Annotated in this window: 14 protein-coding genes and 1 tRNA gene; 2 read left to right on the top strand and 13 right to left on the bottom strand. The window is 48.0% G+C overall.

Annotated features, from left to right (window positions below):
• Positions 1-20: 20 nt before the first annotated feature.
• The 10 genes from METTU_RS12455 to rnr form a co-directional block, all read right to left on the bottom strand.
• Positions 21-851 carry an NYN domain-containing protein gene (locus METTU_RS12455; protein WP_006892011.1) on the bottom strand — a complete coding sequence of 277 codons (831 nt, stop codon included), beginning with the start codon at positions 849-851 and terminating at the stop codon, positions 21-23.
• On the bottom strand, positions 851-2,797 hold the full coding sequence (locus METTU_RS12450; protein ID WP_006892009.1) for a heme lyase CcmF/NrfE family subunit: 1,947 nt from the start codon (positions 2,795-2,797) through the stop codon (positions 851-853). Before METTU_RS12450 ends, METTU_RS12455 begins: the two co-directional genes overlap by 1 nt.
• Positions 2,794-3,243: a cytochrome c maturation protein CcmE gene (ccmE, locus tag METTU_RS12445; RefSeq protein WP_006892007.1), complete on the bottom strand. Its 450-nt coding sequence runs from the start codon at positions 3,241-3,243 to the stop codon at positions 2,794-2,796. Before ccmE ends, METTU_RS12450 begins: the two co-directional genes overlap by 4 nt.
• 3 nt (positions 3,244-3,246) lie before the next feature.
• Entirely contained in the window at positions 3,247-3,405 is a 159-nt protein-coding gene (gene ccmD / locus METTU_RS12440; protein WP_006892006.1) for a heme exporter protein CcmD, read from the bottom strand.
• A complete protein-coding gene (locus METTU_RS12435; protein WP_006892005.1) occupies positions 3,405-4,166 on the bottom strand; it encodes a heme ABC transporter permease in 762 nt (253 codons plus the stop codon). The genes ccmD and METTU_RS12435 overlap by 1 nt, the downstream gene beginning before the upstream one ends.
• Before the next feature lie 37 nt (positions 4,167-4,203).
• On the bottom strand, positions 4,204-5,097 hold the full coding sequence (locus tag METTU_RS12430; RefSeq protein WP_040580555.1) for a hypothetical protein: 894 nt from the start codon (positions 5,095-5,097) through the stop codon (positions 4,204-4,206).
• A 50-nt stretch (positions 5,098-5,147) separates the two neighbouring features.
• Positions 5,148-5,822: a heme exporter protein CcmB gene (gene ccmB, locus METTU_RS12425; RefSeq protein WP_006892003.1), complete on the bottom strand. Its 675-nt coding sequence runs from the start codon at positions 5,820-5,822 to the stop codon at positions 5,148-5,150.
• Positions 5,822-6,445, bottom strand: coding sequence for a cytochrome c biogenesis heme-transporting ATPase CcmA (gene ccmA / locus METTU_RS12420; protein ID WP_006892002.1), 624 nt, complete (start codon positions 6,443-6,445; stop codon positions 5,822-5,824). The genes ccmB and ccmA overlap by 1 nt, the downstream gene beginning before the upstream one ends.
• A 257-nt stretch (positions 6,446-6,702) precedes the next feature.
• A complete protein-coding gene (rlmB, locus tag METTU_RS12415; protein WP_006892000.1) occupies positions 6,703-7,449 on the bottom strand; it encodes a 23S rRNA (guanosine(2251)-2'-O)-methyltransferase RlmB in 747 nt (248 codons plus the stop codon).
• The gene (gene rnr / locus METTU_RS12410; protein WP_006891998.1) at positions 7,446-9,686 is read right to left on the bottom strand and encodes a ribonuclease R; all 2,241 of its coding nucleotides are present in this window, start codon (positions 9,684-9,686) and stop codon (positions 7,446-7,448) included. The genes rlmB and rnr overlap by 4 nt, the downstream gene beginning before the upstream one ends.
• A gap of 252 nt (positions 9,687-9,938) precedes the next feature.
• Here rnr and METTU_RS12405 point away from each other — a divergent pair.
• A tRNA-Leu gene (locus METTU_RS12405) sits at positions 9,939-10,025 on the top strand.
• Between the two features lie 447 nt (positions 10,026-10,472).
• Positions 10,473-11,360 (top strand): GGDEF domain-containing protein, encoded by an 888-nt coding sequence (locus METTU_RS12400; RefSeq protein ID WP_006891997.1) that lies wholly within the window; start codon positions 10,473-10,475, stop codon positions 11,358-11,360.
• 63 nt (positions 11,361-11,423) lie between these two features.
• Here METTU_RS12400 and rluB read toward each other — a convergent pair whose 3' ends face one another.
• The 3 genes from rluB to METTU_RS12385 form a co-directional block, all read right to left on the bottom strand.
• Positions 11,424-12,263, bottom strand: coding sequence for a 23S rRNA pseudouridine(2605) synthase RluB (gene rluB, locus METTU_RS12395; protein WP_006891996.1), 840 nt, complete (start codon positions 12,261-12,263; stop codon positions 11,424-11,426).
• 22 nt (positions 12,264-12,285) lie between these two features.
• A complete protein-coding gene (gene scpB / locus METTU_RS12390; RefSeq protein WP_040579769.1) occupies positions 12,286-12,978 on the bottom strand; it encodes an SMC-Scp complex subunit ScpB in 693 nt (230 codons plus the stop codon).
• Positions 12,979-13,087: 109 nt separating this feature from the next.
• Positions 13,088-13,918 carry a segregation and condensation protein A gene (locus tag METTU_RS12385; protein ID WP_006891994.1) on the bottom strand — a complete coding sequence of 277 codons (831 nt, stop codon included), beginning with the start codon at positions 13,916-13,918 and terminating at the stop codon, positions 13,088-13,090.
• Positions 13,919-13,931: the final 13 nt, after the last annotated feature.

Below are 13,931 nucleotides of genomic sequence, written 5' to 3'. Positions count from 1 at the left end.
GATATGGCTTCATTTCAGTTTCAATCATTAGAATCTTTAAATCGAATATAAGTATTCGATCCGCTCTCAACAGTTTTTTGTTGTACTTCTACATAATCAAGCGATCTGATTAACTTTCCAAGTTTGTCAAAACCATAATTTCTAGAATCGAATGAACTATCCACACGCGGAATATAAGAGCCTACCCCACCTAAATTCGCCCACCCATCTTCTTCAGATGCTGACTCAATAGCCTCTTTAATCAGCTTTTTTAAGTTCTTATCTTTTGATGGGTCTACAATTTTGACTGATTTCTCGTTTTTGTCATTTGGAGATGCACGCGAAGTAGTGTTTTTACTATTTTGTGAATCAATAGCACTTGTTGCTACAGACTTTGTATTTTTCTTGATTTCATCTGCAGAGTTCTCATCATCCATAATGGTTTCGGTAAAAATAAACTTATTACACGCAGCACGAAAAGCTTCGGGCGTTAACCGCTTACCAATTCCAATAACCTCAAGTCCTGCTTCTCTGAGACGAGTAGCCAATTTAGTGAAGTCGCTGTCACTGGAAACCAGAAAAAAACCATTAAATTTACCGGTATAAAGCAAATCCATAGCATCAATGATTAATGCAGAATCAGTGGCATTTTTACCTGAGGTATACGCAAACTGCTGCATAGGCTGAATTGCATGTTTATTAAGGACACTTTTCCAGCTACCGAGTCGAGTATGAGTCCAGTCACCATAACAACGCCGTGAAGTTACATCCCCATATCGAGCCGCTTCGGTTAAGATCGCATCTATTGCTTTCGCTTGAGCGTTATCGGCATCTATCAATAAAGCAAATCGCTTGTTTTCATTGATGTTCATTATTCGTCCGTTGGTATTTTGGCAACTTTATACCGCCTATCACATGCCGCGATCAATCCGCCCGCCGCCATAAACAGTGCGCCCAGCCAAATCCACCGGATAAATGACTTGTAATAAATCCTCATGCTCCATGCGCCCTTGTCGCCCAGCGGTTCGCCTATCGCAACGAATAAATCTCGAAACAATCCGGCATCGATAGCCGCTTCGGTCATCGGCATTTTTTGCACTTGGTAAACCCGTTTTTGCGGCTCCAGTTTGGCGACCTGCCTGCCTTCGTAACTGACTGTTACAAAAGCCTGCTCGGCAATATAGTTAGGTCCCTTGGTCTGTTTTACACCATGAAATTCAAAGATATAGCCGGACATATCCAGCGTATCGTCAGGCGCCATACGGACATCTTTTTCGACACTGTAAACGGACGTCAGGGTAATGCCTATCACAAATACGGCAATGCCCAGATGCGCCACGGTCATGCCATAAAAGCCGGCCGGTACGGTTTGCAGCCGTTGCCATGAGAATCCCTGCGGCCCCATGCGATCAACAAAAGACATCACGGTAATGGCAACCGTCCATAACGCCAACGTTAAGCCCAATACCGCGCCCCAGGAATAAAATGGCATGCCCAACGGAATCAGCAATCCGCCGGCAACACAGGCCAAAACGATCCAGCGCACCCGCAAGGCAATCACGTTGATATTGTCTCTTTTCCAGCGCAACAACATGCCCAAGCCCACGGCAATCGCCAGCGGCGCCATTAACGGAATGAATACGGCATTAAAGTACGGAGGGCCGACCGAAATCTTGCCCAAGCCCAACGCGTCAATCACCAACGGATACAAGGTGCCCAACAAAATACTGGAAGCGGTCACCACGAGCAGTACATTGTTCAGCAATATCGCCGATTCTTTTGAAACCAATTCGAAGGTCGCGCTGCTCTTGACGTAGGGCGCTCTTATCGCATACAGCAATAATGACCCACCTACCACGACAGCCAGAAATATCAGGATAAACAGGCCTCTTGCCGGATCGCTGGCAAACGCATGTACTGAGGTTAATACGCCGGACCGGACCAGAAATGTACCCAGCAAGCTTAAGGAAAACGCAAAAATCGCCAGCAATACCGTCCATGTTTTAAACGCGCCGCGTTTCTCAGTGGCCGCTAACGAATGGATCAACGCCGTGCCGACCAACCAAGGCATGAATGAGGCGTTTTCGACAGGATCCCAAAACCACCAGCCGCCCCAGCCCAGCTCGTAATAAGCCCACCAGCTGCCCAAGGCGATGCCGATAGTTAAAAACATCCACGCGATGTTGGTCCAAGGTCTTGACCAGCGCGCCCAGGCCGCATCCAGCCGACCTTCAAGCAAGGCGGCAATGGCAAAAGCAAAAGCCACCGAAAAACCGACATAACCCATATAAAGCATCGGCGGATGTATCGCCAAGCCCGGATCCTGCAACAAGGGATTTAAGTCTCGTCCTTCCAAAGGCGCAGGAAACAGCCGTTCAAACGGATTGGACGTCAGCAATAAAAACAGGATAAAACCGATAGAGACCAGCCCCATCACCCCTAAAACGCGGGCAACGGTGGCGTCAGGAATGGCGCGACTGAACATCGCAACCAAGCCCGTCCAGCCGGATAAAACCAACGCCCAAAGTAATAACGAGCCTTCATGCGCGCCCCAGACACCGGAAACCAGATACAAAACCGGTAATGCGGTATTGGAATTAGTCGCAATGTATTTGACCGAAAAATCATGGGTCAAGAACCCATAAGTCAGACAGCCGTAGGAAACGACCATGAACAACAGTTGCCCAAATGCGGCAGGCCTTGCTACGGCGATCCAGCCGGATATGGATCGGGAAGCGCCGATGATCGGCAATATCCCCAAAATAACAGCCATGCATAAGGCCAGAATCAGTGAAAAATGTCCCAACTCTGCAATCATGATTTTTGGCCTGTAACTGGCGCTGATTTGTTTTTTAAACTGTCTTTTACTTCCGGTGGCATGTAATTTTCATCATGCTTGGCCAGCACTTCTTCGGCGATAAAAACGCCCTGTGCATTTAACTTGCCGTGAGCAACAATGCCCTGTCCTTCCCTGAACAAGTCCGGCAGGATGCCCGTGTACTCGACGGTCACATCCTTGCTGAAATCGGTCAATTTAAAGCGCACCATCAATCCGTCATTCGGCCTTTCCACAGAGCCTTTAATGACCATGCCCCCCAAACGAAACAAGGTGTCTTTTGGGGCCTTGCCTTCCACGACATCGGTGGTGGAAAAAAAGTACATCAAATTTTCATTAAAGGACTTAAGCGCGAAGCCGGTGGCAAGCCCCGCTCCGATGACCATCAGGCCGATAAGCATTAAACGCTGTTTTCTGGCTGGTTTCATGATTTACTGCCGTTTTTGCTTGAGCGCCAAGGAACGTAAGAACTGTCTGCGTTGCGCCACCGGAATAATAATATTGGCAAGCAGCACGATTAAGGTCAGGCCGTAAGAGGTCCAGACATAAAAGGCGTAACCGCCCATTGCGAAAAATTCCTGCATCGTCATTATTTTGACTCCGAGATCATGTTCTTAACCCACTGCGCATTGCGTTCACGCAGCAACAATTCGGTACGCGCCCGCTGCAACATCGCGATCAGGTAATAAAATTTGAACGCTACCGCCATCAGCAACAACGGTATCAGCATGCTGACATGAATGGACGGCTTATCCATTTTTGTTACCGTAGGGCCTTGATGCAACGTATTCCACCACTCGACGGAATAATGAATAATCGGGATATTGACCACGCCGACCAGCGCCAAAATAGCCACGGCTCTGGACGCGGTACGCTTGTCGTCTATTGCACCGTAAAGCCCGATGACCCCGAGATACAAAAACAGCAATATCAATTCGGACGTTAACCGCGCATCCCAGACCCACCAGGTTCCCCACATCGGCTTGCCCCACAAGGAACCGGTCACCAGCGCGATAAAGGTGAAGCTGGCCCCGACCGGCGCGCTGCTGATCGCCACAATCTCCGCCAGTTTGATGCGCCAGACCAGGCCTATTGCCCCTGCAACCGCCATGACCATATAAATGAATAACGACATCCAGGCGCTGGGTACATGAATATAGATAATACGATAGCTGTCGCCCTGCTGGTAATCCGCCGGTGCAAGATACAATCCGCCGTAAAGACCTGCGGCGGTTAGCAGCAGGAAAATAACCACCAACCACGGCATTAATCGTTCGGTGAACGCGTAAAAATGCGGCGGGGACGCCATGCGGTGAAAAAAACGAACTACGGGATCAGGAATTAAAAACATAGGGAGTCTAGCGAAAGGTTCAAGGACAGTCTGTTTTTTAAGCTTTGCAGTATGAAGGAATCCAACTGCGTTCAATCATATACTCAGGTAATTCATTAAAATCAAATGCGACGCCGTCTTTAATCATCTGCTCAACGTCAAACAATTGCCCGACTTCAGGAATATCATTAAAGAACATCGTATAAAAAGGTTTAACCAGCCATTTTGAGACTTTGATGCCTATCGGCCCGACAAAATTTCTTCGTTGTCCGACATGCGCCACTTCATCAATGGTAATTTCATCCAGCAATTCTTTTAAACGGTCGCGTACTTCCGGTTCATCGGCCAGTACTTCATCAAACAAATGATATAAATGACAATAGAACGTCACCCCCATCAACTCGGTGACGAAAGCCGGAGTGTCCATTAAAAAGCCGGGCAATTTGGGGAACTGCTCGTAGATCTTTTCTTTGATCGGCCCTAAAGGAACCCACTCCACTTTATCCAAACCGCAAGTGCGGAGCATTTCATCAAACAAGCGCACATGGCAAAATTCCTCGGCCAAATGCACGCGACTGATTTTATCTTCCACGGTATGCGAATGAGCCATATCGGGCACGGCGTCCCATGCGCCTTTAATGCCCACCCATTCATGCCGGGCAAACTTGTATATGCCTGTCAGCATCAGCGTCATGCGATCCAGTGACTTGGGGTCGTCCTGCATATCAACGTAATTGCGATAAAACGCCTCAGGATCCGCCAGTGGCTGGCGCAATTTAACCGGGTTATCCTGAAAATGCTTCAATCGATCACGTTTTTTAGCCAAATCCTTATCGTCTTCAAACAGCTCCCCGCCATGCTGTTGGGAAAACTCCCAGTACTTGTCGAAATTTTCTTTTCTTTGTTGCTGGGTAGCCGGTGCAAAAACAGACAAATATTTAGCTGATGCCATCATCATTCAGTCCTGGTCGATAATATGTTCGATTATTCTACGAGATATTATCAATTAATACTCATTTTTAATGCTGCAGCTACCGGCAAAGGCGCTAAAACCAAGGCCATCAATAAAATGGCAATCAAAATATTAATTTGTGCATCGACGGGCAGTCCACTTCCGGCCATTTGCACGGCGTTACCGGCAAAAATCAACACCGGAACATACAACGGTAAAACCAGCAGCGACAAAATCATGCCGCCCCGACGCAACCCTACGGTTAGCGCCACACCGATGGCCCCTATCAGACTTAACACCGGCGTTCCCAGCAACAAGGTTAGCAACAGGATGCCCAGAGCATGATTGGGCATGCCTAAAAAAACTGCCAGCAACGGCGCGACAATCAACAACGGCAAACCCGTCACCAGCCAATGCGCGATGATTTTACCTAACACCAGTACCGACGTTGGATGAGGGCTTAATAGAATCTGCTCCAGCGAGCCGTCGTCAAAATCCGAACGGAACAAGCTGTCCAGCGACAGCATCGCCGCCAGCAAGGCGGAAACCCAGATAATCCCCGGCGCAATGGCTTGCAATAAATGCGGCTGCGCACCGATGCCCAACGGGAACAGGGTTATCACCAGGATAAAAAACAGCAGCGGATTGGCTATTTCCGAACGACGTCGCAGAGCCAAAACCAGGTCGCGCCGAATAACGGCAAAAAATGCACGGGATAAAGACATCAGGATAAATTAATACGCTGGACATCGACATCAGGCAGGTCTATGTCATGATGCGAGGTAAGAACAATCATTCCGCCGTTAGCGCAATGTTCGGTCATTAAGGTTTCGATAAGGGCAATGCCCTGCTTGTCCAATGAGGTGAAAGGCTCATCCAGAATCCACAACACATTTTCGGTAATCAGCAATCTTGCCAGGGATAACCGTCTTTTCTGGCCTGCGGATAAAGCCTGCACGAGAATGTCGTCATAGCCCGCCAAATGCACTTTGGCTAAAGCTTCATGAATGGAATATTGGCCGGCACTGCTTAAAGCCACAGACATCTTTAAGTTTTCCAAGACCGTCAGTTCTTTTTTAATGCCGTCCAAGTGGCCGACATAAGCCATCTGCGCATAAAACCGGCTGTCTTTTACCGCGTCGCCGCACCAGTTAATTTCACCTGTATCAGGTTCACGGAATCCGCATAAAATGCGTAATAACGAGGTCTTGCCGCTGCCGTTTTTGCCTTCCAGTAATAGAACCTGGCCTGAAACCAATTCAAAAGCCAGTTTTTCAAATAACACCCGGTCATCGCGAATACAGCTTAAGCCCGTGCCTTCAAGAGAGTGTGTTGAATGTGTTTGCATTACTAAATTGAGGATTGCGCTATCATTTAAAATAATTTACCACGAAGGCACGAAGAGCGCGAAGATATTGGATGATTTCTAATCGTCTCAGTCTTAGGTCATTGTGAAATGACAGAGAGATGCCCTCTAAGTATTTTCAGTTGCGGCATTACAGCTTTCCGCTCTTTAAACCTTCTTGTTCTCGGCAATTGCTCCTGCATTGCTCTACCTCCTGCCTCCATGCAGTCGTTCGTGCCTTCGTGGTAAATATTTATAACTTAACTGGCAAGTAACCGCTGCCGCACCGTTTCATACAGCAACACGCCGGTCGCAACCGACAGATTAAGGCTTTCTACCTGACCCCGCATCGGCAACTTGACCAATATATCGCATTGCTCCTTGGTCAACCGTCTTAAGCCTTTACCCTCGGCGCCCACGACCAAAGCCAACGGCACGGTGAAATCGGTTTGATAGGCAGTCTGCGTTGCTTCGCCTGCCGCGCCCATAACCCAAATGCCCTGTTCTTTCAGCCAGCGCAAGGTTCTGGACAAATTAGTCACCTGATAAACCGGCACCGTTTCTGCGGCTCCGCTAGCCACTTTACAGACCGTCGGAGTAATCCCCGTGGCATTATCTTTGGTGATGATCACGCCATGCACGCCGGTAGCGTCGGCGGTTCTAAGACAAGCGCCGAAATTATGCGGGTCCTGAACATTATCCAGAACCAGGAATAAAGGTGTTCCCGACAGCGTTAATACCGCGTCCTTCAGGTCGCTTTCCGATAACTCGCCGGGCATTTCGACTTCGATAACGATGCCCTGATGATTGTTGCCTTCCGCAAAACGATCCAGTTTTTTCCGGTCAACTTTTTCCGGTTCTATGCCCAAATCCAATAAATCATCGATTAGCTGCGTCAAGCGTTTGTCTTGTCTTTGGCTATCAATCCAAGCTTTACCGATTTTTTTAGGGGAATAATCTAAAGCCGACTGTACCGAATGTATGCCGTATATTTTGCTTAACTTCATTTTTTACGGCGTCTCTTTTTAGGTTTGGTATCCATCGCGGCTTGTTTTTGCGCCAACTCAAAATCGATCTTCTTTTCGTCCAGGTCGACGCGGGCGACCCTGACCTTGACGCTATCGCCCAGACGGTAATTAATGCCGGTGCGCTCGCCTCTTAACTGGTGACTGGTTGCATCGAAATGAAAATAATCCTGCGCCAGATTACTGATATGAACCAAGCCTTCAACATAGATTTCGGCCAGCTCAACAAAAAAACCGAACGAAGTGACCGCTGAAATAATGCCGGGGAATTCCTCGCCGACCTTGTCCATCATGTATTCGCATTTGAGCCAGCTCACGACATCGCGCGTGGCGTCGTCGGCGCGCCGCTCATGGGCGGAGCATTGTTCGCCCAAAACGACCATATCGGGAACCCCGTAGAAAAAGCTTTCCACCGGCTTGCCCTGCAAACAATGCCTGATCGCGCGATGCACCAGCAAGTCGGGATAACGGCGGATAGGCGAGGTAAAATGCGCGTAAGCGTCCAATGCCAGACCGAAATGGCCTTTTAATTCGGGACTGTAGACGGCTTGCGACATCGACCGCAACAAGACAGTCTGGATCAAATGCGCATCGGGCCTGTCTTTGATTGACTCCATCAGATGCATATAATCCAACGGCGTTGGTTTAGCACCGCCGCCTAAGCTCAAGCCCAGTTCGCCAATAAAGGTTTTCAGGTTAAGTAGCTTATCGGCGCTTGGGCCTTCGTGTATCCGCAACAGCTTGGGCATTTTTTTACTATTTAAAAAACGCGCCGCGGCCATGTTCGCGGTGATCATAAACTCTTCAATCAATTTGTGCGCATCGTTACGCACTACCGGCACTATCTTTTCGATTTTACGCTCTGCACCGAAAACAATCCGGGTTTCCTGAGTGTCGAAATCCATCGCGCCGCGTTGTTCGCGACTCACCCGCATCACCTTGTAAAGCGCGTATAACTCCTGTAAGTGCGGCATCAAGGCTTTATATTTCTCGGCTAATGCCTTATCGCCATCGACCAGCATTTTTGCGACTTCATTGTAGGTCAGTCTGGCGTGAGAACTCATCACCGCATCAAAAAACCGTGACCGGGTAACCTGCCCTTCCTCGTTAATATACAGCTCGCACACCATACACAAGCGATCTACATGAGGATTAAGCGAACACAGGCCATTGGACAAAATCTCCGGCAACATCGGTATGACTTGCTCAGGGAAATATACGGATGTGCTGCGTTTTTGAGCTTCTTTGTCCAACGCCGAGTTAATCTGCACATAATGCGAAACATCGGCAATCGCAACCAACAGTTTCCAGCCTTTGGGGGTTTTCTGGCAATAAACGGCATCGTCAAAATCGCGGGCATCTTCGCCGTCAATGGTGACTAATGGAATTTTCCGCAAATCGACCCGGTCCTGTTTTGCCGACTCCGGCACTTCTTTTTTAAGCGGCTTGATCTCTTCCAGCAGCTCATCGGGCCATTGATTAGGCAACTCATAGGAACGGATCGCCATATCGATTTCCATTCCCGGAGCCATATGCTCGCCCATGACCTCGATGATCCGGCCAATGGGCTGATGAAGCTTGGTCGGTTGTTCGACAATTTCCGCAACAACAATCTGCCCTTGTTTTGCTTTGCCCACACCGCCTTTTTCAACCAGAACGGTTTGCGCTATATTTTTGTTATCCGGCACCACATAGGTAAAGCCGTCTTCCTTATAAAGCCGCCCTACAACCTGATGAGTGTTTCTCTGTAGAATCTCAACAACCGCCCCTTCCCTGCGACCTTTTTTATCAACCCCGGCAATACGCACCAGCGCCCGGTCATTGTGCAGCAACGGATTCATTTCCCGCGGCGATAAGAACAGGTCATCCGACCCATCATCCGGCTTAAGAAAACCGAAACCGTCCGCATGGCCGATAATGCGCCCGGCAATTAAATCTTCGTTATTAACCAGACAATATTTTTTGCCCCGATTAAATAATAATTGCCCATCCCTTTCCATTGCCCGTAAACGGCGGCGCAATGCCTCCAACTGGTCTTCGGCTTCAAGAGAAAACGCCTCGGCGATTTCTTCACGACGCAGAGGTTTTCCAGCATGCTCGATCAATTGGAGAATTAATTCGCGGCTGGGAATAGGGTTCTCATATTTCTCAGCTTCGCGCTGAGCATATGGATCTTTTGTTGAATTAAAATCAACGTCTTTTTTAGACTTCAATGTCATTTAAATAATCAAATAAAGGAGAGTGGATACAATAAACATATCTTAAATATATGGGCTTAGTATATCGATTAGGATTGAAAGAGAAAAGTTTTTGGGTCTTATGTAAAGAAACTATTCTCCGTTAGCTCCAGGTAACGTCATTACGTTTAACCCGAAATAATTTAAGTTTAGGTAAAAACTCCACGCTTAATTGACAAAATCAAAGCGGCTAGGTATAGTGCGCGCTCACTTTAGCTTTTACAGCTAGCCTCTGCCGAGGTGGTGAAATTGGTAGACACGCCAGCTTCAGGTGCTGGTGGGGGCAACCCCGTGGAGGTTCAAGTCCTCTCCTCGGCACCATCAAACAATCGTAAAAATGTAGCGGTTTTTGCTACACCCCCTTGATTCATCAGCAAATTCCAACACATCTGTCCGCATTTTACATGAAAAGCGCTGTTTCGTTATCATTATTATGACCGCCAATCTAGTCGGTTACGCTTACAGAGCGTAAAAAACAGAATTCAAACCAGCCATTACTTTATCCTCAAACTTCTCACACCAAAATCCAAATCGCCATTACCCATTATTGCCCGGCAATCGAATGAGGCATGACGGCAGCAAAACAACCGTTTAAGCCGCACCACCGGCAATCCCTTGCCACTTTGCAGCGTCAACTTTATGACGACACTCAAATGAAAATCAAAATACATTCATCAATATATTGATTATTATTGATATTTTAAAAAATGGCACATCCTTCGCTTTAGTTATTGCAACGTAATAATTCCAATCTACGAGGAAGCGTCCATGAACCATAAATCAGCAAACCTAGCAATTATCAGTAATAACACTTTTGAAGCAACAAAAGCGGTTAACCTCGATAATTACGACATCAGTAGCGCCTTACAAACGACGTTGGAATTTAATGAACTGATCGCAATTTTCAGCAGCAAAATCGCACACAAGATTCCTCATAGCGCCTTTATTTATACAAATACGGAATTTGCTCTGGAAGTAAAAAGTGGGGTTTTTACACGACACTCCTGCAACTACGCCCTTAAAGTTGAACAGCAACAACTGGGCGAATTAAAACTGATGCGTAATCATAGATTCAGCGATGGAGACCTCCAGTTACTGGAAACGCTACTTTGCTGTTTAATTTATCCGTTGAAAAATGCGACCTTATTTCATCAAGCCTTGAAAATGGCTTATACGGACCCACTCACTCAAACCCATAACAGGGCTTCGTTTAATGACACTATTAAACGGGAAATGAGCCTCGCCACACGCAATGTCAAAAATTTATCGCTGATCTTCTTTGACATCGACCATTTCAAAACCATCAATGATACATACGGCCACGACTGCGGCGACATCACGCTGGCTTTGGGTGCAAAATGGATTAAAGAAAGCCTAAGAGATAGCGATATTATTTTCCGTTATGGCGGAGAAGAATTCGTAATTTTATTAAGCGACACGGATGCCAACGGCGCAGGACTGCTTGCAGAACGCATTCGCACTTCAATTGAAAACCATACAATAGCCTACGGCATGGAAACCATCAAGATCACCGCAAGTTTGGGCGTCAGTACCTTACGTGCCAATGATACGATCGAGTCGTTCATCCTCCGCGCGGATAAGGCCATGTATGCCGCCAAAAACAAAGGCAGAAACCAAGTCGTCTTGGCTAAATAAATCAACGGCAGCTATCGGATTACACCCAACTCTCGCGCCTTTAGGGCAATCCGACCCGCGCCGTTATCGCTTTCCTGATTTATGCGCTTTAACTTCGGGCTTGGTTATGTGTACTGGCTTTTCACCTGCCATGCCTGCAAATTCAAACAGCAATTCCAGCTCTTTATCGGTCAACTCATAAAACGAATGAGTTTTCAAACGCTCCGGCAATACCACCGGCCCATAGCGTACCCGCATTAAGCGACTGACGATGAGCTCCTGCGACTCCCACAATCGCCTTACCAGCCGGTTGCGACCCTCGGCAACGATAACGTTGTACCATTTATTGGCGCCTTCGCCGCCGAAAAATATAATATCGTCAAATTTGGCTTTGCCGTCTTCAAGCTCCACGCCCTGCTTGAGTTTTGCCAGAGTAGCATCTGAAACCTCACCCAAAATACGCACCGCGTATTCACGCTCCACTTGCGTTGACGGATGCATTAATCGATTGGCCAGTTCGCCATTATTGGTAACCAATAATAATCCTGACGTGTTGATGTCCAAGCGGCCAACCGCTATCCAGCGACTGATAGCCAATTTCGGCAGCTGCGTAAACACCACCGGCCGACCTTCAGGGTCGCGACGGGTCACCACCTCGCCGACCGGTTTATGATAAAGCAGCACTCGGGTAGGCTGTTCGACAAATTTTTCCCAATGAACAACCCGGTCATTAATCAACAGATGATCCCCTGCTTTCAATCGATCGCCCAAGCCAACAGGCTTGCCGTTAATCTTCAACCGCCCTTCGTCTATCCAGCGCTCAATTTCCCGCCTGGAACCGACGCCGCCGCGCGCCAACACTTTTTGGATACGCTCTCCGTCGACTGACTGATTAGCGTCAGCCCCCCCCCGCCCCTTTTGCAAAGAGGGGGATTGCTTCGGAGGATTATTCGGTTGTTGTACTGAGCCTTGCGATGGTTTTAGCGGCCTGCCCGATGGTTTCGGTGATCTGCTCGGCTGTTTCGCTGAACTGCTCGACGGCTGTTTGGGGGATCTGTTCGGTTGTTTCTTGCTCTTCACTCTTTACCTGCATGGGTTGTTGCGTAGTATCTAACGACAAGTCAAGCTCCTGAATCTCTTGCAATGTCGGCAGCTCATTTAATGACGTAATATTAAAATAATCCAGAAATTGTTTGGTCGTACCGTATAAGGCCGGTCTGCCCGGCACTTCTTTGTGCGCCACCACTCGAATCCACTCCCGCTCAAGCAGGGTATGAATGATGCTTGAACTGACACCGACGCCGCGAATATCCTCGATATCTCCGCGTGTTGCCGGTTGACGATAGGCGATAATGGCCAGAGTCTCCAATAATGCACGGGAATATTTTGGCGGCTTTTCTTCAAACAACCGCGATACCCAGCGCGACAACTCCTTCCTGACCTGAAAACGATAACCGCTGGCCACCTGTTTTAATTCAACCGGCCTGAACCTGTAATCCTCTTTGATCGCCTCGCAAGCCGCCTGTATTTCCTGTATTTCCGGTTGTTCAATCTCAGGAAAAACCTGCTGCACCTGCTTGCAGGTCATGGGGCGATTTGCAGCAAATAAAATTGCTTCAACTACACGTTTAATTTCCACATTAATTTCACGTTGTTCAGTTATAAAAGACCTATCCTGATCCCTTCGACTGCACTCAGGACAGGCGCTATCGAGGGGCGGCGATGAAGGCCTGGACTTAGGTACACGCTTAGCTACCGGCGGTGCCGGCGGTTCTGACGCGGATTTCGGCAAAGGGTTCTGACTGGATAATATCGATGAGTCGTTCTTTACTGAGCTCGAGGATTGCCAGAAACGAGACAACGACTCCGTGTCGACCTTCTTTTCGGATAAATAATTGCGAGAAAAGGAGACTATCCGCTCCTTTAAGGTTTTCCAGAATGGTTGACATGCGTTCACGGACAGATAAGGGCTCTTTGGTAATTTGATGATGGCTGAGCTGCTCAACTCTTTTAAGTACATCCTGAAATGCCAACAGCATTTCTTTTAGCTGGATGTCCGGCAAATTTTGTTCGACATTTTTTAGTGTCGAAACATCGACGCCGACTTCAAATATATCACGTTCAATTCTCGGCAATTGATCAATTTCTTCAGCCGCATTTTTAATCAGCTCATATTCCTGCAACCTGCGAATCAATGTTGCCCTCGGATCTTCCTCGTCTTCTTCGGCATCGGGCTGTCTGGGCAACAGCATTCTCGACTTGATTTCCGCCAACAACGCGGCCATCACCAGATATTCCGCCGCCAGCTCCAGATTTAATTCGCCCATGATCTGAATATAGGCGATGTATTGATGGGTAATCTGCGCGATCGGTATATTAACAATATCGAGATTCTGCCTGCGTATCAAATACAGCAATAAGTCCAGCGGCCCTTCAAAGGTATCCAGCAGCACTTCCAGCGCATCAGGCGGAATATAAAGATCGTCCGGCAGTTTGTTAAACGGTGCGCCGTTAACCATCGCGAACGACTGCATGGCCGCACCTGCTCCCGGCAGTCTTGCGGCATTTCCTCCATCCATGGAGGTCAGATCA

The sequence above is a fragment of the Methylobacter tundripaludum SV96 genome, from assembly GCF_000190755.2.
Taxonomy (GTDB): Bacteria; Pseudomonadota; Gammaproteobacteria; order Methylococcales; family Methylomonadaceae; genus Methylobacter_A; species Methylobacter_A tundripaludum.
Note: the sequence above shows the minus strand (reverse complement) of the source record. Positions and strands in the feature narration are given on the sequence as shown.